Source organism: Streptococcus sp. 27098_8_186, from assembly GCF_041432055.1.
GTDB lineage: Bacteria > Bacillota > Bacilli > Lactobacillales > Streptococcaceae > Streptococcus > Streptococcus dentalis.
In genome coordinates this window covers 104,179-129,474 of the sequence record NZ_JAPVYV010000001.1, presented here as the reverse complement: position 1 = coordinate 129,474, position 25,296 = coordinate 104,179, and the positions used below count along the sequence as shown (strand labels likewise).

Genomic DNA, 25,296 nt, shown 5'->3' with positions numbered 1-25,296 from the left:
GGGCCGTTTCTTTTAAAGTGAGACATTTTTGTCTCAATAAAATCTGTTAGTTCTCTAGCAGATTTTATTGAAATAAAAAAATTTTGAGAGGAAAACACCCACATGACACATGAATATGTCATCGAAATGCGTGAGATTACCAAAAAATTTGGTGACTTTGTAGCAAATGACAAGATTAATCTTCAGTTGCGCAAAGGTGAAATCCATGCACTTCTTGGAGAAAATGGTGCAGGGAAATCTACCCTGATGAATATGCTGGCTGGTTTGTTGGAACCAACAAGCGGAGACATTGTGGTAAATGGAAATACTGTTAACCTAGACTCACCTTCAAAAGCAGCTTCTTTAGGAATTGGAATGGTGCACCAACACTTTATGTTGGTTGAAGCCTTCACTGTTGTTGAAAATATCATCCTTGGTTCTGAAACCACTAAACATGGTGTTTTGGACCTTAAAAAAGCCAGCCAAGATATCCTTGACTTGTCTAAAAAATATGGCTTGGCAGTAGATCCAAATGCTAAAGTTGAGGATATTTCCGTTGGTGCGCAGCAACGTGTGGAAATCTTAAAGACGCTTTATCGTGGAGCCGACATCCTGATCTTCGATGAACCAACTGCAGTGTTGACACCAGCTGAAATCGAAGAATTGATGACAATCATGAAGAACTTGGCGAATGAAGGAAAATCCATTATCTTGATTACGCACAAGTTGGATGAAATCCGTGCTGTTTCAGACCGCGTAACGGTTATCCGTCGCGGGAAATCTATTGAAACAGTCGAGATTGGTGGAGCTACGAACCAAGACTTGGCCGAAATGATGGTCGGTCGTTCTGTTTCCTTTAAGACTGAAAAAGGTCCTTCTGAACCGAAAGAAGTGGTCTTGTCGATTGAGAACTTGGTTGTAAACGAAAACCGGGGAGTCCCAGCTGTTAAGAATCTTTCGCTAGAACTTCGTGCTGGTGAAGTCGTTGGGATCGCAGGGATTGATGGAAATGGTCAGTCTGAGTTGATCCAAGCCATTACAGGTCTACGGAAGGTAAAATCGGGTTCAATTAAGATTAAAGGCAAGGATGTTGTAGGACTACGTCCACGTCAAATCACAGAAATGAAGGTAGGGCACGTCCCTGAAGACCGTCACCGGGATGGTTTGGTCCTTGATATGATGATCTCTGAAAACATGGCTCTTCAAACTTACTACAAAGAACCTCTTAGCAAGAATGGTATTTTGAATTATCCAAATATTACCTCTTATGCCAAGAAGCTCATGGAAGAGTTTGACGTTCGTGCAGCTAGTGAAGTGGTACCAGCTAAGGCTCTCTCTGGAGGAAACCAGCAAAAAGCCATTATCGCGCGGGAAATCGATCGCGATCCAGATCTCTTGATCGTTAGCCAGCCAACTCGTGGATTGGACGTTGGAGCGATTGAATATATCCACAAACGTTTGATTCAAGAACGGGATAATGGAAAAGCTGTTCTGGTTGTCAGCTTTGAATTAGATGAAATTTTGAATGTTTCTGACCGTATTGCGGTTATTCATGATGGGAAGATCCAAGGGATCGTAACCCCTGAAACAACGAATAAGCAAGAACTTGGAATCCTCATGGCAGGAGGCCAAGTAAAGGAAGGAGCATCAAATGAATAAGAATTTAAAACAAATTGCCGTTCCATTGGTGTCTGTCCTTTTAGGATTGGTCTTGGGTGCCATTATTATGTGGGCCTTCAGCTATGATGCCCTTTGGGGATATGAATTGCTGTTTAAGAAAGCCTTTGGTTCGATTAAGAGTTGGGGTAATATTTCCCGTGCTATGGGGCCACTGATTTTAGTTGCTCTTGGATTTTCGGTAGCTAGCCGGGCCGGCTTCTTTAACGTTGGACTTCCTGGTCAGGCTTTTGCTGGATGGATCATGGCGACTTGGTTTGCCCTTTCCTTCCCAAATATGCCTCGCTTACTGATGATTCCGATGACCGTTTTGATTGCGGCTGTCGCAGGTGGATTTATTGGAGCGATTCCTGGTTTCCTTCGTGCCTATCTTGGAACCAGTGAGGTCATCATCACCATTATGATGAACTATATTGTTCTCTATGGTGGGAATGCCTTGATCCATAGCTTCCCAGCTTCCTTGATGAAAAACAAGGACTCAACTATTGATGTGGGAGCCAACGCTGTCTACCAGACGGAGTGGTTGCGTAATTTGACGGACAAATCACAAATGAACATTGGGATTTTCTTTGCTATCATCGCAGTGGTAGTCATCTGGTTCTTGATGAAGAAAACAACACTTGGTTTTGAAATCCGTGCCGTCGGTCTCAATGCGAATGCGGCGGAATACGCAGGGATGTCTGCAAAACGGACCATTATCCTTTCTATGATCATTTCTGGTGCTCTTGCTGGTATCGGTGGGGTAGCAGAAGGTCTGGGGATTTACTCAAATGTCTACGTTCAAACCAGCTCGATGAGTGTTGGATTTAACGGAATGGCCGTTGCCCTTCTTGCGATGAATTCACCAATTGGGATTCCATTTGCTGCCTTCTTGTTTGGAGCACTTCAAATTGGGGGAGTTGGTATGAAGCCAGCTGCAATCCCTGAAGAAGTCGTTCAAATTGTGACAGCATCCATTATCTTCTTCGTATGTGCTCACTACATTATCGAAAAGATGATCTCGATGCGTTCAGCTAAAAAAGGAGGAGCAAACTAATGAGTATTGTAACGATTTTAAGTATTCTTGTTTCCTCTATGATTGTGTATGCGGCGCCGCTGATCTTCACAAGTATCGGAGGAGCTTACTCAGAGCATGCTGGGGTTGTTAACGTTGGCCTTGAAGGAATCATGGTTATGGGAGCCTTCTCAGGAATTATCTTTAACTTGACTTTTGAGCCTACCTTAGGGAATTTGACACCATGGTTGTCCTTAATTGTTGCTGCAGGGATTGGAGTACTCTTCTCCTTGATTCACGCGGTGGCAACTATTCATTTCCGTGCTGACCATATTGTCTCAGGTACAGTATTAAACTTGATGGCTCCTCCATTAGCCGTCTTTCTTGTTAAAGCAATGTACAACAAGGGGCAAACGGATAATATCAAAGTTGCCTTTGGGAAAACTTCCATTCCGGTCTTATCTAAAATTCCGGTAATTGGGGATATTTTCTTCAACAATGCCAGCATCATCGGCTGGGTTGCGATTCTCTTCTCATTCTTTGCTTGGTTCATCATGTTCAAGACAAAATTTGGATTGCGTCTTCGTTCAGTTGGGGAACACCCACAAGCAGCAGATACATTGGGAATCAATGTTTATAAAATGCGCTACTTAGGAGTCATGATCTCAGGTGCCCTAGCTGGTATTGGAGGAGCCATATACGCTCAATCTATTTCCGTTAACTTTGCGGTGACTACTATTGTTGGTCCTGGGTTCATCGCCCTCGCAGCTATGATTTTCGGGAAATGGAACCCAATCGGGGCCATGCTGGCTAGTCTCTTCTTTGGAGCCTCACAAAGTTTGGCAGTTATCGGGAATCAATTGCCTTTGCTTAAAGGTATCCCATCCATCTACTTGCAAATTGCGCCGTACGTCTTGACTATGGTTGTCTTGGCAGCCTTCTTCGGACAAGCAGTTGCGCCAAAAGCAGATGGTGTTAACTACATTAAATCGAAATAATGCACAGAGAGATGCGAGGTTTCCTCGGTCTCTTTTGCTTTGTAAAGGCCCCTCTTAGTCGCAATTTCTTTAGATTTAGGGTACAATAAGAATACAACTTTTCACGTATTGGAGGAGCAGATGTTTAAGTGGATGAGACGCCTGATTGGCATGGTGATCGTTTTATTTATTTTATTAGTGATCTTGTTGGTTCCTGGATCTATCCCTGAAGGGGAGCAGCTGAGAAATGTGCAGGCAGGGAGTTCTTTGATTGAACTGGCTCAAAATGCGGTTTCAAATGCCTCTTTGAGCACTGAAGGACTCTCAACGGAGCTGAGTCTCAATTCTGTGCAATTGAGTCAGGTCGTAAAAACAAGTGCTGGATCCGCCCTTGACAATTCTGACTATCAAAAGATGGCACTAGGAATGGATGGCAATGACCTTCACGTCAAAGTTCCTGTATCATTAGGGCCAGTTGATAGCTATCTAGATTTAACCATGACCGGTCAAATCGAAAACAATGTCATGAATTTGACCGTGACAGGTGCTAAATTAGGGAAAATGCCTATTCCAAAATTCTTGGTTCTCAACTATTTGAAGGATCAATCCAATCAAAATGGAGGCGGCTTCACAGTGAATGGTGATCAAATCACCCTTGAGATTCCTCAAGCGGGCTATAGTATCTCAAAAGCGAGAGTAGAAAATGCCAATGCGAAGGTAACCGTTAGTATATCCTTGTTTTAAGTCTTTGAAAATGGAGTTGTCATGCTAGTCTTTGAATTTTGTGCAGAGAATTTAACTTATATTGATAAGGCGATTGCTGCTGGGGCAGGTCGCATTGAACTGTGCGACAACTTGGCAGTAGGAGGGACCACACCGAGTATAGGTGTGATCAATGAAGCAATCAAACTGACACGAGAGAAGTCCGTGGATCTATGTGTCATTATCCGGCCCCGTGGTGGCGATTTTGTCTACACTGATCTGGAAGTCGAAACTATGCTGACGGATATTCGTGCTGCGAAAGAAATAGGGGTTACTTGTTTTGTGCTGGGTGCGCTGACGAGCGATCGAAAGTTGGACCAGAGGGTCATGCAGCTTTTACTAGCAGCCTGTGGAGAGGCAGAGGTGGTCTTTCATATGGCCTTTGATGAGTTAGCTCATACAGATCAGCTAGAAGCGATTGAGTGGCTTTCTGATCAGGGTGTAGCCCGCATTTTAACACGAGCTGGAAGTCCAGGTGACCCACTAGAGCAACGTTTTGCACACTATCATCGTTTATTAGATGCGGCTAAGGGAAAGATTCAGATCCTGCCAGGTGGAGGTGTGACCCTTGACAATCGTCAGCTCTTTTTGGAGCAATTGGGCGTTTGTCAACTGCATGGCACACGCATTGTGTTTTAAAAAAGAAACGATCACTGCTTGAAGTAGTTTTGAAGATCCGTTATCAAGGTTGGGGACGTTGTTTCCAGCCTCTTCTAGTGCAAAAATGAATAAGGGAGAGAAAATGTTTTTAGAGCATTATTTTGACCGGTACACCTTTCAGCCAGAAAAGGGATTGGCTTACGGATTTGAGAAGAAAGGGGCAGGCTATGAGTACCAGTGCCCCGTCTTATCGGACACTTTTCTCTTAAAGGTCCGTGTCTGCGACCAGAAGATTTATTTTCAGGTCTATGATCAGGATACAGGGGACGAGTATATCCAGATCCATCTGGAACAGCTACAAGGAAATTTCGTTGGCCAAGTCAGGGAAGCCTGTCAGGAAAGTCTTGCAAGGATCCGGCAAGCTTGTTTTGAGGTAGAAGAATTTCTCTATCCTCAAGCCAAGCGTCTCATGGCCTATATCTCCCTGCACTATCAGGGAACGATTGAGTATTTGTGGGAGAGATCTCCGGAATCCGGTGCCATTCGCCACCGAGACACCCTCAAGTGGTATGGTGTCTTTATGACCATTGATTGGAAAAAACTGGATGCTGGCAAGTCTGGGAAAATAGAAGTTTTGAATGTTAAGTCTGATCAAGTAGCCCATATCATCCAGCAGAAAGGGATTTATCCAGCTTTTCATATGAATAAAAAATATTGGGTGAGTATCCCCTTAGATGGAACAATTGCTGATGAGGACTTGTTTGCTCTGGTGGATAGTAGCTGGCAACTCACCAAAAAGGGGAAATAAGATGAATCTGTTGAGGAAATTATTTTGGTTTTTTAATTTAGAGAAGAAGCAATACTTGATCGGGATAGGGTCCTTGATCTTGGTTAGTTTTTTAAACCTCATTCCTCCAAGAATCATGGGGCTTGTGATCGATTTGATCGATAAAAGAAGGTTGACTCTGGGGCAGTTAGTTATGGATATTGCCCTTTTGGTCCTAGCAGCTCTTTCTATGTATGGCCTTCGTTTTGTCTGGAGACGCTATATTTTTGGGACGGCAAATAAGTTGGCTCGGATCTTGCGTTACCGTTTGTTTAAGCAATTTACGCTCATGTCTCCATCTTTCTATCAGCGTTATCGCACAGGGGATCTCATGGCCCATGCTACTAATGATATCAATGCGGTAACCATGTTTGCCGGTGGCGGGGTTATGTCTGCAGTGGATGCTTCCGTGACAGCCTTGGTGACCCTGGTCAGCATGTTTTTTATGATTGATTGGCGCATAACCCTCTTAGCTATTTTGCCCCTACCGGTTATGGTGGTAGTGACTTCAGCTATTGGACGCAAAAACCACAAAGCCTTCAAAGAGGCCCAAGAAGGCTTCTCGGAGCTCAACAACTTTGTTCAGGAATCCGTATCAGGAGTCAAGGTGACCAAATCATTTGGTTTTCAGGCAGATGAGATTCGGGCTTTTGAAAAAACCAATCAAATGGTCTTTTCAAAGAATATGACTTCAGCCGGTTACAATGCTTTGTTTGATCCGACTACTCTTCTTTTTGTCGGTCTCTCCTATGTTTTGTCGCTCTACTTTGGAGGGCTATTTGTTCAGGAAGGGAGCCTGACGGTTGGACAAATCGTAACCTTTATTACCTATCTTAATATGCTCGTCTGGCCCCTTCAAGCCATGGGCTTCTTGTTTAATATTAGTCAGCGTGCTAGCGTCTCCTATGATCGGATTGAGACACTTTTAGCAGAAACACCTGATATCCAAGATCCAAGTCAACCAGTTACAGTCATTCAAAACGGAGATTTGGAATATGACATTGAAGAATTCGCCTATGAGAAAGAGTCTGTCCTTGAGAAGATTGCCTTTCATTTAGAAAAAGGACAAACCCTTGGAATTGTAGGACCAACTGGATCTGGAAAGACCACCTTGTTGCGTCTCTTGCTTAGAGAGCACGACTTGGAGCAGGGAGCTATCTTGCTAAATGGGATCTCCATCAAACATTATCGCTTAGAAGATCTTCGAAACTTGATCGGCTATGTCCCTCAAGATCAGATCCTCTTTGCCATGACCATTCGTGAGAATGTCGCTTTTTCAGATCCACAGATCAAGGAAGAAGAGGTGATAAAAGCTCTGAGAACTTGTGGAGTCTATGAAGATATTCTGGCCATGCCAGACCAGATGGAGACAGTGCTGGGAGAGAGAGGGGTCTCTCTTTCTGGCGGACAAAAGCAACGGATTGCCATGAGTCGTGCTTTGGTCATGAATCCTGAGATCTTGATCTTGGATGATTCCCTGTCTGCAGTAGATGCTAAAACGGAGCATCAGATCATTAAAAATATGAAGCAGGAACGCAAAGGGAAAACAACCATCATCACAGCCCACCGCCTATCAGCGATCGTTCATGCGGATTTGATTCTGGTAATGGAGAATGGACAGATCAAGGAGCGAGGAAATCACGAGGAATTAATGGCTCAAAAAGGTTGGTATTATGAAACCTACCAAGCCCAACAATTATCAGAAGAAATGGAGGGAGAGCTGAATGAAAACATCTGAAGTTCATGTGATGAAGCGGCTCTTGACTTATATGTGGCGTTATAAATGGTTAACAGCCCTAGCCTTAGCCTTTACCTTCCTGACTAGTCTGTTATTGACTGCGATCCCTCTTGCAGCACGCTGGTACATTGACCACCTAGTGGATCCAACAGAAGCAGGCTCACCAGTTATGACAGCTTTTCAGTTTTTGATTCTCTACTATGGGTTATTCATTGGGCGCGTGCTAGCAACTTATCTGAGTCAATTAACCTTTGCGCGTGTATCCAATTCTATCGTAAGAGACATTCGTCTAGATATTTTCAAAAATCTTCAAAGGCTGGGCATGTCCTTTTATGACCAGACAGCAGCAGGTTCGATTGTCTCACGTGTGACCAATGATACACAGGCAGTCGCAGATATGTTTTCTACGGTCTTTTCAAGCCTGATTTCATCCTTTTTACTCTTTCTAGTCACCCTGGTAACTATGTTTAGCTTGGACTGGCATTTGACCATTTGGATCCTGCCTTTTCTTCCCATCATTTGGTTTTCTATTCGTCTCTATCGCAAGTTATCCAATCGCTTGGTCAAGATGACCCGACAAAAATTATCAGATATCAATGTGAAATTATCGGAATCCATTGAAGGAATGCGGATCGTGCAGGCCTTTCGTCAAGAAAAGCGCTTGACGGATGAATTCGAACAGATTAATGGGGAACATTTGGATTACGCCAACCGATCTGTGGATGTCAATTCCCTCTTTTTGAGGCCAGCTATGACCCTGTTACAGGTCCTGGCTTATGCGGTTATTCTAACCTTTTTCGGCCTAAATTGGCAGTCCTCTGGCTTTACAGCAGGTCTTATCTATGCCTTTATCCAGTATGTTAGCCAGCTTTTCCAGCCTTTGATTGATGTCACTCAAAATTTTGCAACCTTGCAGACCTCAACCATTTCTGCTGGTAGTGTCTTTGAGATGATGGATCGAGACGACTACGAGCCCAAGCAAGCTGGTAGTCTGAAAGAAATTGAGCGGGGAGATATTCGTTTTGAGCATGTATCTTTTTCTTATGATGGCAAACGGGATGTCCTAAAAGATATCTCCTTTGATGTCAAAAATGGACAAACCATCGCTTTTGTTGGTCATACTGGTTCTGGTAAATCCTCTATTATCAATCTCTTCATGCGCTTTTATGAATTTGATCGTGGCCAGATCTTAATTGATGGACAGGATATCAAGGACTACAGCCAGGAAGCCTTGCGCAAGTCCATCGGTTTAGTGTTGCAGGAACCCTTCCTCTATCATGGAACCATTGCTTCTAATATCCGAATGTATCATGAAGAACTGACAGATGAGGAAATCCGACAAGCAGCTGCATTTGTGGATGTAGCAGACTTTATTGAGAGTCTACCTGGTGATTATGATCATCCGGTAACAGAACGGGGTTCTACCTTATCGACCGGTCAGCGTCAGCTTCTGGCTTTTGCCCGAACGATTGCTGCCCAGCCTAAGATCCTCATTTTGGATGAGGCCACTGCCAATATCGACCAAGAGACGGAAGAGATGATCCAAAATTCTCTGAGGAAGATGCGCCAAGGGCGGACAACCATTGCCATTGCCCATCGTCTTTCTACCATCCAAGATGCCGATTGCATCTATGTTCTCGATAAAGGAAAAATCATCGAATCGGGCAATCACGATCAACTCATTGCTCTAGGAGGAACGTATAAAAAAATGTATGACCTCCAGGCCGGTATGATGAAATAAGGACAAACAAGGTCTAAATCCAAATTTAACCTTGTTTTTCTTTCTTGAAAGCTGTACAATAAAGAAAAGAACAGAAAAAGGGAGCATACACCATGTCAAACGATCTGATCCTGATGGGAGTTGTGATTGTCTTATTTGGACTCTATTTCACCCTTCAAGTTGAGCTTACTAAAGTCAGAAATCAATTTACCCACTATCTTCTAATACCAGGTAGTATTTCCAAGGAACAAAGAGAGAAGTACCTCAAAGAACCAGAGATGGAAGCGATTCGCCTGATTCGCCTCGATTATCGGATCGGCCTTCAAAATGCCAAACTTATCTATGAGCAATTAAAGAAATAAGAAAGACCCTCGTATAATCTGTACGAGGGTTTCTCATTCAAAAAAAGTTGTAAGTTTTGGTAAAACGTTGGCCACATCTGCTGATTGGATCTTGGCGAGTTGATAAGGACAAGAAGTGATGTAGGCTGCTTCAAAGAAATCAAGCGGGAGTCCACTGTGTTTTAAGGCAGCAAGTGATTGAACTTGGCCGAGTTCTAAAAGGATCCCATCGTGGGTCAGGGTCAGATGGGGAAGAAGAGGAGACTGGGCCATCAAGGTCTTTAGACTGGCTTCTTCCTCTTTTTTTCTGGCTAGGAGTCGCTTTTTATTTGTCAGATACATACCATTATCAATGTAGAGACTTAAGGCCTTTTGCATGATCAGATTGCTATCATAGTCCAGAATCGTCTTATAGGTTAAGACCGGCTTTAGAAGGTCTTGAGGAAGGATCATGGAAGTGATGCGAAGAGCAGAAAAGAGATTGGTCGAAAAAGATTTGATGTAGATCACCCGGTTCTTTTGATCCAAATAATGAAAAGATGGAGCATTACTGCCATCAAGATCTCCCAAATAGTCGTCCTCAACAAGGTAGACATCATATTGGTCAGCTAGTTGCAAGATCGCTTCTTTCTGCTTGGTCGAATAGCTATGACCTAGCGGATAGTGAAAACGAGGAATCGTGTAGAAGAATTTGATATGGCCACTTTTGAAAATCTCTTCAAGTTCCTCGAGATCAATCCCCGTTAAATTACGTTGAATAGTACGGTAGGCAAGTTGCTGCGAATCTAAGAGTTGGTTCATCCGATGATAAGTCGGTTGCTCGATCAAGATCTGAGATTTTTTATTGGGAAAGTCAATCTGGCTGAGGATATTAAGGGCCTGCTGGGTACCAGCAGTCAAAACAATCTGATCCGCAGTCGTATAAATACCTTCTTCCTTCAATAAGCCTTGAATGGATTGGCGTACTTCAACTAACCCTGCTTGGTCCGAAAAGTTATTAAAGAGATAATTCTCCCGTCCAATCAAGGTTTCGTTGATACAGGTTCGGAAGTCCTCAAAAGACTGGTTGCGATCTTTCTCTAATTTTAGTGGAAGATCCTCATGTCGATTCGGTTCTTGCTCCAAAACATAGTAGCCACTTTGAGGCTTAGCATAGAGGAAGTGCTGGTAAGTCAAGTCCAGCAAGGCTCGTTGCACCGTGTCCTTACTACAAGAAAATTGACTGGCTAATTGACGAACAGAAGGAATTTTCTGTCCAGTTTCTAGTTCACCATCTTGAATACCTTTTTTTAAAACATGAATAATTTCTTTGTATTTGCTTGTCTTCATTCTGACTGTCCCCATACAGTTTTTTTCTATTGTACAGAAAAAAACACAAAAAAACCACTCCCAAGAGTGGTAGCAGTATTACATAAAGTAAACGATGGCTAAATACTGAAGAGCAGAAGCTGCCAGTATAAAGAGGTGCCAAATCATGTGGAAGTATGGTTTTTTCTTAGCATAAAAGCCAGCTCCAACCGTGTAGCACAGGCCGCCCATGAGCATGAGACCCCAGAAGATCGGATTGGTTTGACTAACGATTTGGGGAATGATAAAGATGACCAACCAGCCCATGATCAAGTAAAGAGCGAGACTGAACTTTTCATTGACTCTTTTGGCAAAGATTTTGTAGAGAATACCAAAGATGGTGGTCCCCCATTGGATCAAGATAATGCTGTAGCCCATCCAGTTATTCATCAAGGTGAGGACAACTGGTGTGTAACTGCCTGCGATCGCAATGTAGATCATGGAATGGTCGATAATACGAAGCACATACTTTTGAGGTGAATCGTAAGACATAGCATGGTAGACGGTCGAAGACAGAAACATCAAAAAGAGACTGATAACAAAGATAGAAGTCCCGAAAGCACTGAGAAGACCGTGTTGCTCAAAACTATAGACTGCTGAGATCGGAAGTAAGATCAACATGAGGAGGGCGCCAACAGCATGGGTTACGCTATTTGCGATCTCTTCTCCAAAGGATAATTTTTTACTTAGTTTCATGGTGTAATTCATCAGTTTCTTCCTCCGTTTTTACTGGTTGAATATAAGATAGGGTTTCAAGATAAAGTTGAACTGTCTGACAGGCAGAGCGAATGATAGGAGCGATTGGCTCTTTTTGCTCATTGAGATAAGCGACAAAGCTATTATAGAGAAGATCTGAGCTTGCCTGGTCCTGCAAGAAATTCAAGGTAGAAGCAATCTCCTGAATAGAAAAGACCGTTTTTAAGGTTGTAATAGCGATCAAGCGGGCCACCTGTCTACGCTGGTATTTCTTCTTATCTGGTTTCTCGACATAGCCATGTTTTACGTAATTGTTGATCATGGCAGCCGTCAAGCCCTTGTCTGAAGAAGAGAGAACAGGTGCACAGGTTTTATTGACATAAAGAAGGACCTGATCGAGATAGAGGTCTAGCTCAGGCAGTTGCTCCCACGTTGGATAGGAAAAAGTGGACACGAAATCTTCATCTTTCTTTAATCTAGTTTTCATAACTAGATAATAACATTAATAAAAACTCCTGTCAAGAAAATTTGAAAAATATGGTACAATAGACCTATGAAACTATTAATTCCATCCGCCAAAGAACTGAACGAACAGGCTCGTATCGTCGAGCCCCAACCCTTGTCAGAGAACACAAAAACCATCCTCCAAGCTTTGAAGGCATTCTCGCTAGAAGAATTAGCGACCTTTTACGGTATCTCAGAGGAAAGAGCCCTAGTAGAAAAGGAAAGAATTGAGGCTCTGATAGATGGGAGTGCTAAAACCTATCCTGCTTTGGAACTGTTTGATGGCCTCATGTATCGGAGCATCGAGCGTCAAGGCTTATCTGAAAAAGAGCAGGCTTATCTGCAGGAGCATTTGTTGATCACGACTGCTTTATACGGTGTGCTACCTGTCTATGAAGGGATTGCTCCCCATCGCTTAGATTTTATGATGAAGCTAAAACCAGCTGGAAAGTCTCTAAAGTCACTCTGGAAAGAGGACTATGATCGGGCAGTAGAAGGTGAAGAACAGATCTTATCTCTTTTGTCTTCTGAGTTTGAACAAGTCTTTTCAAAAGCCATACGTGAGCGAATGATTCGGATCAAATTCATGGAGAATCGTGGCGGGACACTGAAGGTTCACTCAACGATTTCAAAGAAAGCACGTGGGGCCATGGTGACGGCTATGATGAAGGAAGAAATCACCCATCTAGAAGATTTGAAATCATTAGACGTAGCAGGTTTCTCTTATCGTGAGGATTTATCGCAAGAGAAAGAATGGGTCTTTGTGAAAGAATAAATAAAAATATTCCTGAGAAGCGTCAGGAATATTTTTTGATCTGTTAGATAAAGAGAATGCACGATGAAAACTCCAAAATAAAGGATTTTGGAGTCAGAATCGTCTTGAGCAGTAGGCTTAGGCGATGTGTTTGAATTTCTTCAAGAGTTCTGTCAACTCAGCTTGCTCGCCACTATTAAAGACTTGCATCAAGCGTTGAATATTTTTAATATGATCTGGAAGAGCTTCTTCGATCTTTTTACGACCGGCATCGGTAATAGATACAACATATGCACGGCGGTCTTCTGGATCGGTTTCGCGTGTAATCCAACCATCGCGGACCATATTACGAATAACCACAGTCATATTTCCAGAGGTCGCAAGAATGCTATCAATCAGATCTTGAATGCGGAGATCGCCCTTGCTGTACAAGGTCTCAAGAACAGAGAATTGAGTTGGTGTCAACTGGTGCTTTTTAAAGATATGAGCCTCAGACGCACGGATCAATCGTTCTGCCTTGTGGAAGACGATCATGGTTTTTAAATCTACGTTTGCTTCTTTGAATAATCTCTTTAAATTTTCCATATCTATATTTTATCAATAAATAGTGTTTCTGTCGTTTAATTTTATTTTCAAATTAGTTACAAAATTGTGACAAATTTATTGAACTATGAACATAAAATATACAAGGTGTTAATTTTAGTTTGTTTATCAAACAATTTTATACTAAAACATTGTAACAGGTATGAAATATTAGTAACAATTCTTTCTTGAAAATCTATAGAATTCTAGGTAGGTTTGGTGTATAATGGGGGAGTGAAACAGAAAAATAATCTTTTTATCATATGGCAACATATAATAGGAGTCTGTATCTTAGTGCTGACGGTGCTTTTTTCTTGGTTATTTCTTGCTGAAAAAACTTCTGATCGCTTGCAGGATCAAATGGCGCAATCAAGAAAAATAGCTCTGTCTCACTCTTCGATTGCTAGCATTGAGACGGAGAGTTTCTTTCATGGCAAAGAAGCCTATCTTTCCTTTATTGGCAAGGACCAAGAGGGGAAAGAACTAGCGGTCTTAGTAGGGCAGGTGGATGATGCAGTCTATACCTACCCTTTGAAAGAAGGAGTTAGTTCTAAAGAGGCAGCTTTTGTCGTCAAAGAGAAGAGTCAGGACGCGATTGATGGGGTAACTTTTGGACGCTTTAAAGGCAAACCGATCTGGGAAGTCAAGGCTGGGAGCTCTTATTATGTGGTGGATTTCAAGACTGGGAAAGTCACCGGTGTTTTTTAAGATTTGAGGAGGAAATATGAAATTATCAAATCGTGTATTGGAAATGGAAGAAAGTGTGACCTTGGCTGCAAATGCGCGTGCCAAAGCTTTGGCAGCAGAAGGTCGTGATATCTTAAGTTTGACCCTGGGTCAACCTGACTTTGCGACTCCAAAAAATATTCAAGAAGCAGCAGTCGCATCCATCGAGGATGGCCGCGCTAGCTTTTATACGGTCGCATCTGGACTTCCAGAATTGAAGGATGCCATTAGCGACTATATGAAAGAGTTTTATGGCTATGCAGTGAACCGAAATGAGGTTATGGTCGGTACTGGTGCTAAGTTTATCCTCTATGCCTTCTTTACTTCTGTCATCAATCCAGGTGATGAAGTCATCATCCCAACCCCTTGCTGGGTTTCCTATGTAGACCAGGTCAAGATGGTAGAAGGCACACCTGTTACTTTCCAAACAACAGAAGAAAATCACTTCAAGGCAACGGTTGAGCAACTGGAAGCAGCTCGGACAGACAAGACCAAAGTTGTCTTGCTGAATTCGCCATCCAATCCAACAGGAATGATCTACAGTAAAGAAGAACTCGAAGCAATCGGAAATTGGGCTGTCGAACATGACATCTTGATTTTGGCAGACGATATCTATGGTCGTTTGGTTTATAATGGCAATAGTTTTACACCAATTTCTAGCCTTTCTGAAGCGATTCGCAAGCAAACCATCGTGATTAACGGAGTTTCTAAAACCTATGCTATGACTGGTTGGCGGGTTGGTTTTGCTGTAGGAGATACTGAGATTATCGGAGCTATGGCCAAGGTGATCAGCCAAACAACTTCCAACTTAACAACCGTTTCCCAATATGCCGCAATCGAAGCCCTCACAGGAGACCAATCTTCTATTGAGATCATGCGCCAAGCTTTTGAGGAGCGTTTGAATACTATTTATCCTTTGTTGAATGAAGTACCTGGTTTTGAAGCCATCAAACCTCAAGGAGCCTTCTATCTCTTCCCAAATGTCAAGAAAGCCATGGAGATGAAGGGCTATACGGATGTGACGGAATTTACCACAGCAATTTTAGAAGAAGCAGAGGTTGCTTTAGTAACGGGAGCTGGCTTTGGTGCCCCTGAAAATGTTCGCTTGTCTTATGCGACAGATTTGGATACCCTGAAAGAAGCTGTTCGCCGACTAAAGGCCTTTATGGAAAAATAAAATCGTAAGATCCTTAGTAATGAGCTGAGGATCTTTTTCTTTAAAAAAAATCTGGTTTCCACAGGTAGAGCCTAGCACTGAAAGCCTTTTTATGATACAATTAAGAAGATAATGTCTTCGGACAAGTTTAACGAGAAAAGGAAGATAAATGATGACAAAACGTGTAACAATTATCGAAGTAAAAGACTACGTTGGTCAAGAAGTGACCATCGGTGCTTGGGTGGCCAATAAATCAGGTAAAGGAAAAATTGCTTTCTTGCAATTGCGTGACGGGACTGCCTTTTTCCAAGGTGTGGCTTTTAAACCAAACTTTATCGAAAAATTCGGCGAAGAAGTGGGGCTTGAAAAATTTGACACCATCAAACGCTTGAGCCAAGAAACCTCTGTCTTTGTAACAGGGATTGTCAAAGAAGACGAGCGTTCTAAATTTGGCTACGAGTTGGATATTACGGACATCGAAGTCATTGGTGAATCCCAAGATTACCCAATCACTCCTAAAGAACACGGGACAGACTTCTTGATGGACAACCGCCACTTGTGGTTGCGTTCACGCAAACAAGTCGCTGTCATGCAAATCCGTAATGCCATTATCTATGCAACTTATGAGTTCTTTGATAAGAATGGCTTCATGAAGTTTGATAGCCCCATTCTTTCAGGTAATGCTGCAGAAGATTCTACCGAACTTTTCGAAACAGACTACTTTGGAACGCCAGCTTACTTGAGCCAATCAGGTCAGCTTTATCTGGAAGCAGGTGCTATGGCCCTTGGTCGCGTCTTTGACTTTGGACCAGTATTCCGTGCTGAAAAATCAAAAACTCGTCGTCACTTGACTGAGTTCTGGATGATGGACGCTGAGTACTCTTACTTGACACATGATGAGTCACTTGACTTGCAAGAAGCTTATGTCAAAGCTCTTCTTCAAGGTGTTTTGGACCGTGCTCCTCAAGCTTTGGAAACATTGGACCGTGATACGGAGCTCTTGAAACGCTACATTGCTGAGCCATTCAAACGGATTACTTATGATGAAGCGATTGATCTATTGCAAGAGCATGAAAATGATGAAGATGCGGATTATGAGCATCTGGAACATGGAGATGACTTTGGTTCACCACATGAAACATGGATTTCAAACCACTTTGGTGTACCAACCTTCGTAATCAACTACCCAGCAGACATCAAGGCCTTCTACATGAAGCCAGTCCCTGGTAATCCAGACCGCGTGCTTTGTGCAGACTTGCTCGCACCAGAAGGGTACGGAGAAATCATCGGTGGATCTATGCGTGAGGAAGATTACGACGCCCTTGTTGCGAAGATGGAATCTCTTGGCATGGATCGTACAGAGTATGAATTCTACCTTGACCTTCGTAAATACGGTACAGTTCCACACGGTGGATTTGGTATCGGGATTGAACGTATGGTTACCTTCGCGGCTGGTACAAAACACATTCGTGAAGCTATTCCATTCCCACGTATGTTGCATCGTATCAAACCTTAATAACCATAAAAACGCCAGATGGCGTTTTTACTTTAAATGAAAGAGGTGGATGAAATGTAGGCAAATCTAAGTAAGTCTTTTAGAAACAGTCATATTACATATTGAAAGAGAGAAAACAATGTTTAAAAGAACTTACAAACGCAATATTCCACTCCTAGCAGGTTTGGAATTTACATCTTATTTTGGAATTACCAGTTTTTGGATTTTATTTTTTTTTCAGAATGGTCTTTCTTTACTTCAGATTGGTCTATTAGAGAGTATCTTTCATGGGACGAGTCTCTTGTGTGAGATCCCATCTGGGATGTTAGCCGATCGCTTTAGCTACAAGACCAATCTCTATTTGGCTCGCTTGTCCAGTATTGGATCTTCTATCTTGATTTTATTTGGCCGGGGGAATTTTTGGATCTATGCCATTGCCATGATGGTTAATGCTTGGTCTTATAATTTTGACTCGGGGACCAGTACAGCTTTCTTATTTGATTCAGCTGTGGAAGCAGGTCAAAAAGACCGTTATCTTCAGATTTCTAGCTTCTTGTCTGGGGTGGCCGAAGTCACCCGAACTTTAGGTACAGTTGTGGCAAGCTTCTTTATTCACGGAGCATTGGCTTGGACCTATTATATTGCTATTGGGCTTTCCTTGCTTTCCATTCTCTTGATTTTTCTAATGAAGGAGCCTGAGAGCAAGAGTGATGAAAGAAGTCACTTGACCTTAAAGCGGATATTGGAGGTAGTGAAACAAGAATGGCAGGAAAAACCAGTTTTGTTTTATTGGATGCTCACCTATCAGTTGGTAGGGACCATCATGTGTATGTTTTATTTTTACTATCAACAAAAAATTAGTGACTTAGCTAGTTGGCAAGTTTCGCTCATCATGTTAATTGGTAGTGGCTTCAATCTCCTAGCGGTTTATTTGGCCAGTCAAATCGGGAAAAAATGGAATAGTAATCAAGTCTTTCCGATTCTAGTTTCACTGACAGGGTTGGCCTTGTTTTTGGTAGGTGTAAAGACTCCATTCGCATATCTGAGTGTCTATCTCTTGACCAATGCTCTTTATGCCGTTTATCAACCCATCTACTACAATGATTTACAGGCTTATCTGCCTTCCAGTGTACGAGCAACCATGCTGAGTATCAATTCTATGATGTTTAGTCTATCTATGATTGTCATTTTCCCACTGACTGGGTGGTTCATTGATAGCTGTGGATTTGTAGCAGTGTTTCTTGTGCTAGGCCTTATAACGCTATTCTCTTTCCCTCTCTTGATGTTTGGGTTGGGGAAAATGGGCAAGATCTTAAGCAAGGTAACAAAGAAGGAATAAGATTGCTGACCTTCATCTGGTCAGTATTCAACTCTCTCTGCTCTGCAGGGAGAGTTTTTTCATCTTAAGAATTTGTGGTAAAATATGTATATCCATTAAAAAAAGAATCGAGTCGTATGAAATCATTATTGAAGTATTTTAAGGGCTATCTATGGGAAACTTTTCTAGGGCCCGTGTTTAAGCTTTTAGAAGCTATTTTTGAATTGTGTGTCCCCTTAATCATCGCCCACTTAGTCGATCAGGTCATTCCGAAAAAGGAAACGAGCACAGTGGTGATGACGGTCGGTGTTTTGTTTTTATTTGCGAGCTTTGGTGTCGTCGTAGCTATTACGGCCCAGTATTTTTCTTCTAAAGCAGCTGTCGGCTTTACCCGCGAGATGACCAAGGATTTGTATGAGAAGATCTTGTCGCTTCCAAAGGACAAACGAGATAGGATCGGGACTTCTAGTTTGGTAACCCGTCTTACTTCGGATACCTATCAAATCCAGGTTGGGATCAACCAATTCTTGCGCCTCTTTTTGAGGGCACCGATCATTGTCTTTGGTTCTATCATCATGGCCTTCACCATCAGTCCCAAATTAACCCTTTGGTTCTTGGGGATGGTGGCGATTTTAACCTTGATTATTGTTACCATGTCACGGATTGTCAATCCGCTATTTGCTAAGATTCGGAATATCACAGACCGAATGGTTACGGTGACGCGTCAGCAATTTCAAGGGATGCGGGTGATTCGGGCCTTTGGACAGCAAGTGAGTGAATTGGACGAATTTAAAGAAGTCAATCAAGACTATAAGATCTGGCAAATTCGCGCTGGTATCTGGTCTAGTTTGGTGAGTCCCTTGACCTTCCTTGTGGTCAATACGACCTTGGTTTGTGTCATTTGGCAAGGACAATTGAATATCTCTGCTGGCCTTCTAACCCAAGGGATGTTGGTCGCTTTGGTCAATTATTTATTACAAATTTTAACAGAATTGATCAAACTCGCGATGCTGGTCACGTCTTTAAATGTCAGCTATATTTCAGCCAAGCGTGTGCAAGAGATTTTTGATTTGAAGGAAGAAGACCTCTTAGAAGCTTTGCCGGAAGAAACTGCAAGAGAGCAAGAAGCGATCAGCACAGAGAAAGTTTCTTTCACTTATCCAACGGCTTCAAGCCCAGCCCTAGAAGATATTTCCTTTGATCTGGATCATGGACAGATGTTGGGAATTATCGGTGGTACAGGTTCTGGGAAGTCTACCCTGGTTCAGTTATTGAGTCATTTGTATACCGTGAGTCAGGGGAAATTAGCCCTCTATCATCAAGGTCACTCTCCTAAAACTCTCAAGGAGTGGCGGGAGTGGGTAGCTGTTGTCCCACAGAAGGCAGAGCTCTTTAGAGGGACTATCCGCTCTAATCTCTTACTAGGGATGGAAGAAAATCTATCGGATGATGATTTGTGGTGGGCACTAGAAACAGCTCAGGCGGCTGATTTTGTCAGTGAAAAAGAAGGACAACTCGATGAGCCAGTGGAAGCCTTTGGTCGAAATTTCTCAGGAGGCCAACGTCAGCGGTTGACCATTGCGCGTGCCCTTTTGAAGAAGGCTCCTTTCTTGATTTTGGATGATTCGACCTCCGCCTTGGATTATTTGACGGAAGCTCGTCTCTTAAAATCGATTAAAGAAGAATTGAGTGATACGAGTTTGATCCTAGTATCTCAACGAACCAATAGTCTTAAGTCTGCTGATCAGATTTTGGTCTTGAACAAGGGACATCAAGTAGGACTGGGAAATCACGATTTCCTTTTGTCTACCAATGAGATTTATCAAGAAATTCATTATTCACAACACGGGAGGGAGGAAGCATGAGTCAAAAACGTTCTAGTTATTTAAAACGTCTGTTTAGAGATTTTGCTCACCATCCCGGGCTCTTGATTCTAGCCAGTATCGGAACTATCGTTCAAGTTGGCTTAACGGTCTGGTTACCGATCCTGATCGGACATGCAGTTGATTTAGCCATCAATCCTCAAGGGATGACAGTCTTATGGCCTGTTTTGATCCAAATGGTTCTGGTCATTGTGGCCAATACCTTGATCCAATGGATCAATCCCTTGTTATACAATCAATTGGTCTATCGGTTTAGCCAAAGTCTGAGAGCAGAAGTGATGGAAAAAGTACATCGATTGCCCTTGTCTTATCTAGATAAACAAGGGAGCGGGGACTTTGTCAGTCGTCTCACGACCGATGTAGAGCAACTCAATAGCGGTCTTCTGATGGTCTTTAACCAGTTCTTTGTTGGCCTCTTAACCATTCTTGTCACCATCGTGACGATGGCAGAATTGGATTTCTTTATGATGGTGGCGGTTCTGGTCTTGACCCCTTTATCCCTCTTGATTGCTCGTTTTATTGCCAAGCGTTCTTATACGCTTTTCCAAAAGCAGACCAAGGCGCGTGGTCTTCAAACTCAGTTGATTGAAGAGTCCTTGACTCAGGAAAGTTTGATCCAGTCCTTTAACGCTCAGGATCATTTCCGTAAGGCTTTTAAGGGGACTAATGAAAGCTATGCCAATTATTCCCAATCCGCTGTCTTTTATTCTTCAACTGTCAACCCTGCCACTCGTTTTGTGAATTCCTTGATTTATGCATTAGTGGCTGGATTTGGTGCTGTACGCATTATTTCGGGATCTCACTTTACTGTTGGTCAATTGGTGACCTTCCTCAATTATGTCAACCAATACACCAAGCCCTTTAATGATATCTCCTCCGTCTTGTCAGAACTCCAAAGTGCTCTTGCCTGTGCAGAGCGCTTGTACAGCGTCTTGGATCAAGCTGAGGTCGAAGAGACAGGCCATCAGGTTCTGGAAAGTCAGGATGTTAAAGGCGCGATTGGTTTTGAACACGTCACATTTGGCTATGATTTGGGGCGGACTTTGATCAAAGATCTAACCATTCAGGTTCCAGCTGCCAGTAAGGTTGCCATTGTAGGGCCTACAGGAGCAGGAAAATCGACCTTGATTAATTTGCTCATGCGTTTCTACCCTGTTAATTCTGGAGAGATCACGATTGATGGGGTACCAATTACGGACTACACTCTTGCTTCTTACCGCCAACAGTTTGGTATGGTCCTGCAAGAAACCTGGCTCAAGGTCGGAACGATTCATGAAAATATTGCCTTTTCTCGTCCAGATGCAACTAGAGAAGAAGTCATAGAAGCAGCCAAAGCAGCCAATGCAGATTTCTTTATCCGGCAGTTGCCACAAGGGTACGATACCTATCTTTCAGATGCTGGAGAGTCTTTGTCTCAAGGACAACGCCAACTCTTAACGATTGCGCGGGTTTTCCTTTCAGTTCCTAAGATTTTAATCTTGGATGAGGCGACATCCTCCATCGATACTCGGACTGAGGTCTTGATTCAAGATGCCTTTCATCAGCTCATGAAGGGACGGACCAGCTTCATCATCGCTCACCGCTTGTCGACCATTCAAAATGCTGATATGATCCTTGTCATGGTCGATGGCGATATTGTTGAGCATGGCACTCATGAAGAGCTAATGGAAGCGCAAGGTGTTTACTACAAGATGCAGACAGCTCAGCAACAGATTAGTTAGAATGTAAACAAACCATTTTTAATGTAAAATAAGTATAGTGATTCTGCAAAGAAATAAATATCTACCCAATTTGTATAACGAATTAAGAGAACATTAAAACTTTCCGCTGTGAGAAAAGTGCCTGAAACAATTTAGTTTTAGGCACTCGGAATTATTGAGACTTTAGGCTCAATAATTAGTCTTGGAACTTCGCAGAAGTTCGCTGACGTCCGTACTCACCTAAGGAAAGTTTTTAATATGTCTTTATCTTCAATCTAAGCATTTTCAGATTTGAAAATGCTTTTTTGGGTCTAAAAAACATCTAGCAAAATTGCTAGATGCTTCAAAAACCACTATTTTTTAAACGTTTAGAACCTTATCCAAGAATTCTTTCAAGCGTGGGTGTTGGGGGTTGTCGAAGATTTGGTCTGGTTTGCCGTCTTCGAGGAATTCACCGTCTGCGGTGAAGATGACGCGGTTGGCTACTTGGCGGGCAAATCCCATCTCGTGGGTAACGATGATCATGGTCATGCCTTGCTCTGCCAACTCTTTCATAACGTTCAATACATCTCCAACCATCTCAGGGTCAAGGGCAGAAGTCGGTTCGTCAAAGAGCATAATATCTGGATTCATGGCAAGTCCACGGGCAATGGCCACACGTTGTTTTTGACCACCGGAAAGGCTGTTTGGATTGGCATCAGCTTTATCTGCGAGTCCAACTTTTTCCAACAATTCCATCCCGACTTTTTGAGCCTCTTCACGGGTCATCAGTTTGTGCTCTACTGGTGCAAACATAATGTTTTCAAGGACGCTCATGTGAGGGAAGAGGTTGAAGTGTTGGAAAACCATCCCGATATTTTCACGGACCAAATCAACATTGGTTTTCGGATCGGTTAGATCATATCCATTAACTGTAATTTGACCTTTTGTAACTTCTTCGAGGAGATTGAGACTACGAAGGAAGGTCGATTTACCAGAACCGGACGGTCCGATAATACAGACCACATCCCCTTCGTAGAATTTTGTTGAGATTCCTTTTAAGACCTCATTTTCACCATAGTATTTGTGGAGGTCATGGACATCAATTTTTAATTTAGCCATTAGTTAACCTTCTTTTCTAATTTTTTTGCAAATCGTGTTAGCAAGGTGATAATCACGAGGTAGAAGACGGCAAGGATCGCATACATCTTGAAACTTTGGTAGTTTCGGGCGATGATGATCTTACCAGTCTGGAAGAGTTCCACCAATCCGATCGCAGATACGATCGTCGTATCTTTTAGCGCAATGACAAATTGGTTAACAAAGTTTGGAAGCATGAGCTTGGTTGCTTGTGGCAAGATGATCTTGCGCATGGTCTTACCATAAGAGATCCCAAGGCTTCGGCTGGCTTCCATCTGACCAGCAGGCACTGCTTGAATCCCTCCTCGAACAATTTCTGCGATATAGGCAGCAGCATTTAGAGAGAGGGCGATGGTACCTGCGACAAAGTCGTTGATTGGGGATTGATGACCTGTGACCGATTCAATCAAGTTTGGAATTCCCCAGAAGATGAAGGCGGCGAGGATCATGAGTGGGATCCCACGAATAACATCGACAAAGATCTCAGCTGTCCAGCGGAGCCATTTATAAGGGCTAACACTAAACATCCCAAAGATAACACCGATCACCATAGCAATGGCGAAAGAGAGAAGTGCAAGGGCAAGAGTAACACCCAAACCACTTAACAATTGTTTGTAGTTGTTTTGAAGCAAGCCCCAGATCGTTGTTTCATCTGCTGTTGTACTTGAAGTACTTGACTTGCTATCTGCTTTAAGATATTTATCGAGGATCTTTTGGTATTGGCCACTTTTCTTCAAGTTTGCAAGACCGTTATTGAACATTTCGATCAATTCAGGATTTTCACCCTTCTTAACGGCAAATGCTAGTTGACCACTTGGAGTTCCTTCGATAGGTGTTTTGAATTTACGTCCTTGTTTAATAGCGTATTTGATAACAGGTTCATCATCCATAATCGCTGCAACAGAACCAGAATTCAAACTGTCGTACATAGAAGCCCCATCAGAGAAGGTTTTGATCTTGTAACCATATTTCTTTTGGTTTTCTTCAAGGAAGTTTTGTGAGGAAGCACCGTTTTTAACTCCGACTGTCTTCCCTTTTAGGTCATCATATGAATCAATCTTGCTACTTTCTTGAACGGCTAGAATAGAATTGGCTGTGTAGTATGGTTCAGAAAAATCAAATGTTTCTTTCCGAGCATCTGTCACAGTCATCCCTGCGATCATTCCTTGAGCATGGCCGGATTGGACATCACTTACCGCTGCGTCAAATCCAGGGTTATCAATCTCGATGGTAAATCCTTGGTCTTTGGCAATCGCCTTAATCAAGTCCATATCGATTCCTGTGTATTTGTTTTTTCCATTTTGGAAGACAAATGGTGCAAAGGAAGAATCACTTGAAATACTATATTTTAATTTTTTAGGAGTTGCTTTTTGACCGGCAGGAGTAGTGGTTTCTGGAACGGCACTGTTACTTGATGATTGGCTTTCACCTGTCCATTTCTTGATGATCTCATCAAGTGTCCCGTCAGCTTTCATTTGAGCGAGAGCCTTGTTAAATTCGGTGATCAACTTTTCATGATATCCACCTTTTTTAACACCAAAGGCAAAGCCACCGACTGCTTCCCCGTCCATATTGATAGCTAGGTCCTGACCCTTTTGGATGGCGTATTGAATAACAGGTTGGTCATCCATGACTGCATCCACTGCACCAGCTGATAAACTGTTGTACATGAGATCACCGGTATCAAAAGTCTTGATCTTGTAGCCGTACTTGTCCTTGTTTTTATCGAGGAAGCGTTGGGCTGCAGTTCCGTTTTTAACACCGATTGTCTTCCCTTTTAATTGGCTGTACTTCGTGATTTTATCGGCTTTCGTAGTCGCGATGACAACTTTTGTATCGTAGTAAGTATCAGACATGGTGAAGACTTTTTCACGTTCGGTTGTTTTGGTCATCCCTGCCATGATGGCATCCGCTTGACCAGCTTGAACTGCATTGACCGCTGCATCAAATCCCGGGAAGGATTTGTCCAAATCCCAGCCATTGATTTCAGCGACCTTGTCCAAGATCTCTACGTCAATTCCTTTATAGGTTTGATCTGAATCCTTAAATTCAAACGGTGCATATGCTGTGTCGAAAACAACCTTGATCGTCTCAGCATGAGCATGACCAGCGAATGCAACGAATGGAAATAAGAAAAGCAAACATGCTAGTAATTTTTTCTTCATTTCTGTCTCCTTTTAATTCTTTTCTCTTTGGGTATTTGACCCATGAGCACATTGACCAAAGGATGGCCTTAAAAAAACAAATCATTCATACCAAAACGAGTATGAATGGTCTTATGTTTTTCTACAAAAGCTATTATATCAGAAAATAGTTTGCTTTGCAAGAAAAATCCAGTTTTGATGTTAGGTTTTCTAACATGAAACGATATTGCAGCTCTAGATTTTCTTTGCTACAATGGA

The 25,296-nt window shown here is 42.6% G+C and carries 22 protein-coding genes; 16 read left to right on the top strand and 6 right to left on the bottom strand.

From position 1 onward, the window contains the following. Positions 1-102: 102 nt before the first annotated feature. The 9 genes from O3602_RS00580 (at position 103) to O3602_RS00540 (ending at position 9,635) form a co-directional block, all read left to right on the top strand. Positions 103-1,638 (top strand): ABC transporter ATP-binding protein, encoded by a 1,536-nt coding sequence (locus O3602_RS00580; protein WP_003001806.1) that lies wholly within the window; start codon positions 103-105, stop codon positions 1,636-1,638. Beyond that, positions 1,631-2,692 (top strand): ABC transporter permease, encoded by a 1,062-nt coding sequence (locus tag O3602_RS00575; RefSeq protein ID WP_049489017.1) that lies wholly within the window; start codon positions 1,631-1,633, stop codon positions 2,690-2,692. Before O3602_RS00580 ends, O3602_RS00575 begins: the two co-directional genes overlap by 8 nt. After that, positions 2,692-3,648 carry an ABC transporter permease gene (locus O3602_RS00570; RefSeq protein ID WP_003011503.1) on the top strand — a complete coding sequence of 319 codons (957 nt, stop codon included), beginning with the start codon at positions 2,692-2,694 and terminating at the stop codon, positions 3,646-3,648. Before O3602_RS00575 ends, O3602_RS00570 begins: the two co-directional genes overlap by 1 nt. Positions 3,649-3,768: 120 nt before the next feature. Further along, on the top strand, positions 3,769-4,371 hold the full coding sequence (locus tag O3602_RS00565; RefSeq protein ID WP_371610935.1) for a hypothetical protein: 603 nt from the start codon (positions 3,769-3,771) through the stop codon (positions 4,369-4,371). A gap of 21 nt (positions 4,372-4,392) precedes the next feature. Next, complete coding sequence (locus O3602_RS00560; RefSeq protein WP_155198884.1) at positions 4,393-5,028, top strand: copper homeostasis protein CutC; 636 nt, start codon at positions 4,393-4,395, stop codon at positions 5,026-5,028. Positions 5,029-5,131: 103 nt separating this feature from the next. Continuing rightward, positions 5,132-5,797, top strand: coding sequence for an MmcQ/YjbR family DNA-binding protein (locus O3602_RS00555; protein WP_371610934.1), 666 nt, complete (start codon positions 5,132-5,134; stop codon positions 5,795-5,797). A 1-nt stretch (position 5,798) separates the two neighbouring features. Then, a complete protein-coding gene (locus tag O3602_RS00550; RefSeq protein WP_371610933.1) occupies positions 5,799-7,553 on the top strand; it encodes an ABC transporter ATP-binding protein in 1,755 nt (584 codons plus the stop codon). Further along, the gene (locus tag O3602_RS00545; protein ID WP_371610932.1) at positions 7,540-9,294 is read left to right on the top strand and encodes an ABC transporter ATP-binding protein; all 1,755 of its coding nucleotides are present in this window, start codon (positions 7,540-7,542) and stop codon (positions 9,292-9,294) included. The genes O3602_RS00550 and O3602_RS00545 overlap by 14 nt, the downstream gene beginning before the upstream one ends. Before the next feature lie 92 nt (positions 9,295-9,386). Next, positions 9,387-9,635 carry a hypothetical protein gene (locus tag O3602_RS00540; protein WP_371610931.1) on the top strand — a complete coding sequence of 83 codons (249 nt, stop codon included), beginning with the start codon at positions 9,387-9,389 and terminating at the stop codon, positions 9,633-9,635. A gap of 33 nt (positions 9,636-9,668) precedes the next feature. Here O3602_RS00540 and O3602_RS00535 read toward each other — a convergent pair whose 3' ends face one another. From O3602_RS00535 to O3602_RS00525, 3 genes are all read right to left on the bottom strand, one after another. Then, positions 9,669-10,958, bottom strand: coding sequence for a PLP-dependent aminotransferase family protein (locus tag O3602_RS00535; protein WP_371610930.1), 1,290 nt, complete (start codon positions 10,956-10,958; stop codon positions 9,669-9,671). A 63-nt stretch (positions 10,959-11,021) separates the two neighbouring features. Further along, on the bottom strand, positions 11,022-11,669 hold the full coding sequence (locus O3602_RS00530; protein ID WP_151378817.1) for a hemolysin III family protein: 648 nt from the start codon (positions 11,667-11,669) through the stop codon (positions 11,022-11,024). Next, positions 11,644-12,144: a DUF1836 domain-containing protein gene (locus tag O3602_RS00525; RefSeq protein WP_371610929.1), complete on the bottom strand. Its 501-nt coding sequence runs from the start codon at positions 12,142-12,144 to the stop codon at positions 11,644-11,646. Before O3602_RS00525 ends, O3602_RS00530 begins: the two co-directional genes overlap by 26 nt. 66 nt (positions 12,145-12,210) lie before the next feature. On the opposite strand from O3602_RS00525, the gene yaaA reads away from it, so the two are divergent. Further along, complete coding sequence (yaaA, locus tag O3602_RS00520) at positions 12,211-12,936, top strand: peroxide stress protein YaaA (protein ID WP_371610928.1); 726 nt, start codon at positions 12,211-12,213, stop codon at positions 12,934-12,936. A gap of 117 nt (positions 12,937-13,053) precedes the next feature. Here the strand turns inward: yaaA and O3602_RS00515 are convergent, their stop codons facing one another. Further along, positions 13,054-13,500, bottom strand: coding sequence for a MarR family winged helix-turn-helix transcriptional regulator (locus O3602_RS00515; RefSeq protein WP_049514775.1), 447 nt, complete (start codon positions 13,498-13,500; stop codon positions 13,054-13,056). A gap of 291 nt (positions 13,501-13,791) precedes the next feature. Between O3602_RS00515 and O3602_RS00510 the strand changes: the two genes are divergently transcribed. The 6 genes from O3602_RS00510 (at position 13,792) to O3602_RS00485 (ending at position 21,796) form a co-directional block, all read left to right on the top strand. Beyond that, complete coding sequence (locus tag O3602_RS00510) at positions 13,792-14,205, top strand: DUF5590 domain-containing protein (protein ID WP_371610927.1); 414 nt, start codon at positions 13,792-13,794, stop codon at positions 14,203-14,205. 16 nt (positions 14,206-14,221) lie between these two features. Further along, positions 14,222-15,400: a pyridoxal phosphate-dependent aminotransferase gene (locus tag O3602_RS00505; RefSeq protein WP_371610926.1), complete on the top strand. Its 1,179-nt coding sequence runs from the start codon at positions 14,222-14,224 to the stop codon at positions 15,398-15,400. Positions 15,401-15,551: 151 nt separating this feature from the next. Then, a complete protein-coding gene (gene asnS / locus O3602_RS00500; RefSeq protein WP_371611097.1) occupies positions 15,552-16,895 on the top strand; it encodes an asparagine--tRNA ligase in 1,344 nt (447 codons plus the stop codon). Between the two features lie 118 nt (positions 16,896-17,013). Continuing rightward, a complete protein-coding gene (locus tag O3602_RS00495; RefSeq protein ID WP_371610925.1) occupies positions 17,014-18,213 on the top strand; it encodes an MFS transporter in 1,200 nt (399 codons plus the stop codon). Positions 18,214-18,329: 116 nt separating this feature from the next. Then, positions 18,330-20,057, top strand: coding sequence for an ABC transporter ATP-binding protein (locus tag O3602_RS00490; protein ID WP_371610924.1), 1,728 nt, complete (start codon positions 18,330-18,332; stop codon positions 20,055-20,057). Next, complete coding sequence (locus O3602_RS00485) at positions 20,054-21,796, top strand: ABC transporter ATP-binding protein (RefSeq protein WP_371610923.1); 1,743 nt, start codon at positions 20,054-20,056, stop codon at positions 21,794-21,796. Before O3602_RS00490 ends, O3602_RS00485 begins: the two co-directional genes overlap by 4 nt. Positions 21,797-22,135: 339 nt before the next feature. Here O3602_RS00485 and O3602_RS00480 read toward each other — a convergent pair whose 3' ends face one another. Together O3602_RS00480 and O3602_RS00475 are read right to left on the bottom strand one after the other, a co-directional pair. Then, positions 22,136-22,876, bottom strand: coding sequence for an amino acid ABC transporter ATP-binding protein (locus O3602_RS00480; RefSeq protein ID WP_003007564.1), 741 nt, complete (start codon positions 22,874-22,876; stop codon positions 22,136-22,138). Next, a complete protein-coding gene (locus O3602_RS00475; protein WP_371610922.1) occupies positions 22,876-25,059 on the bottom strand; it encodes an amino acid ABC transporter substrate-binding protein/permease in 2,184 nt (727 codons plus the stop codon). Before O3602_RS00475 ends, O3602_RS00480 begins: the two co-directional genes overlap by 1 nt. Between the last annotated feature and the right edge of the window lie 237 nt (positions 25,060-25,296).

Bases quoted from the DNA above. Each gene is read 5' to 3' on its own strand.
- O3602_RS00575 (WP_049489017.1), top strand. From the start codon at position 1,631: ATGAATAAGAATTTAAAACAAATTGCCGTTCCATTGGTGTCTGTCCTT.
- O3602_RS00480 (WP_003007564.1), bottom strand. From the start codon at position 22,876: ATGGCTAAATTAAAAATTGATGTCCATGACCTCCACAAATACTATGGT.
- O3602_RS00555 (WP_371610934.1), top strand. From the start codon at position 5,132: ATGTTTTTAGAGCATTATTTTGACCGGTACACCTTTCAGCCAGAAAAG.
- O3602_RS00515 (WP_049514775.1), bottom strand. From the start codon at position 13,500: ATGGAAAATTTAAAGAGATTATTCAAAGAAGCAAACGTAGATTTAAAA.
- asnS (WP_371611097.1), top strand. From the start codon at position 15,552: ATGACAAAACGTGTAACAATTATCGAAGTAAAAGACTACGTTGGTCAA.
- O3602_RS00530 (WP_151378817.1), bottom strand. From the start codon at position 11,669: ATGAATTACACCATGAAACTAAGTAAAAAATTATCCTTTGGAGAAGAG.
- O3602_RS00485 (WP_371610923.1), top strand. From the start codon at position 20,054: ATGAGTCAAAAACGTTCTAGTTATTTAAAACGTCTGTTTAGAGATTTT.
- O3602_RS00475 (WP_371610922.1), bottom strand. From the start codon at position 25,059: ATGAAGAAAAAATTACTAGCATGTTTGCTTTTCTTATTTCCATTCGTT.
- O3602_RS00545 (WP_371610932.1), top strand. From the start codon at position 7,540: ATGAAAACATCTGAAGTTCATGTGATGAAGCGGCTCTTGACTTATATG.
- O3602_RS00580 (WP_003001806.1), top strand. From the start codon at position 103: ATGACACATGAATATGTCATCGAAATGCGTGAGATTACCAAAAAATTT.
- O3602_RS00525 (WP_371610929.1), bottom strand. From the start codon at position 12,144: ATGAAAACTAGATTAAAGAAAGATGAAGATTTCGTGTCCACTTTTTCC.
- yaaA (WP_371610928.1), top strand. From the start codon at position 12,211: ATGAAACTATTAATTCCATCCGCCAAAGAACTGAACGAACAGGCTCGT.
- O3602_RS00535 (WP_371610930.1), bottom strand. From the start codon at position 10,958: ATGGGGACAGTCAGAATGAAGACAAGCAAATACAAAGAAATTATTCAT.
- O3602_RS00505 (WP_371610926.1), top strand. From the start codon at position 14,222: ATGAAATTATCAAATCGTGTATTGGAAATGGAAGAAAGTGTGACCTTG.
- O3602_RS00560 (WP_155198884.1), top strand. From the start codon at position 4,393: ATGCTAGTCTTTGAATTTTGTGCAGAGAATTTAACTTATATTGATAAG.
- O3602_RS00550 (WP_371610933.1), top strand. From the start codon at position 5,799: ATGAATCTGTTGAGGAAATTATTTTGGTTTTTTAATTTAGAGAAGAAG.
- O3602_RS00540 (WP_371610931.1), top strand. From the start codon at position 9,387: ATGTCAAACGATCTGATCCTGATGGGAGTTGTGATTGTCTTATTTGGA.
- O3602_RS00565 (WP_371610935.1), top strand. From the start codon at position 3,769: ATGTTTAAGTGGATGAGACGCCTGATTGGCATGGTGATCGTTTTATTT.
- O3602_RS00490 (WP_371610924.1), top strand. From the start codon at position 18,330: ATGAAATCATTATTGAAGTATTTTAAGGGCTATCTATGGGAAACTTTT.
- O3602_RS00570 (WP_003011503.1), top strand. From the start codon at position 2,692: ATGAGTATTGTAACGATTTTAAGTATTCTTGTTTCCTCTATGATTGTG.
- O3602_RS00495 (WP_371610925.1), top strand. From the start codon at position 17,014: ATGTTTAAAAGAACTTACAAACGCAATATTCCACTCCTAGCAGGTTTG.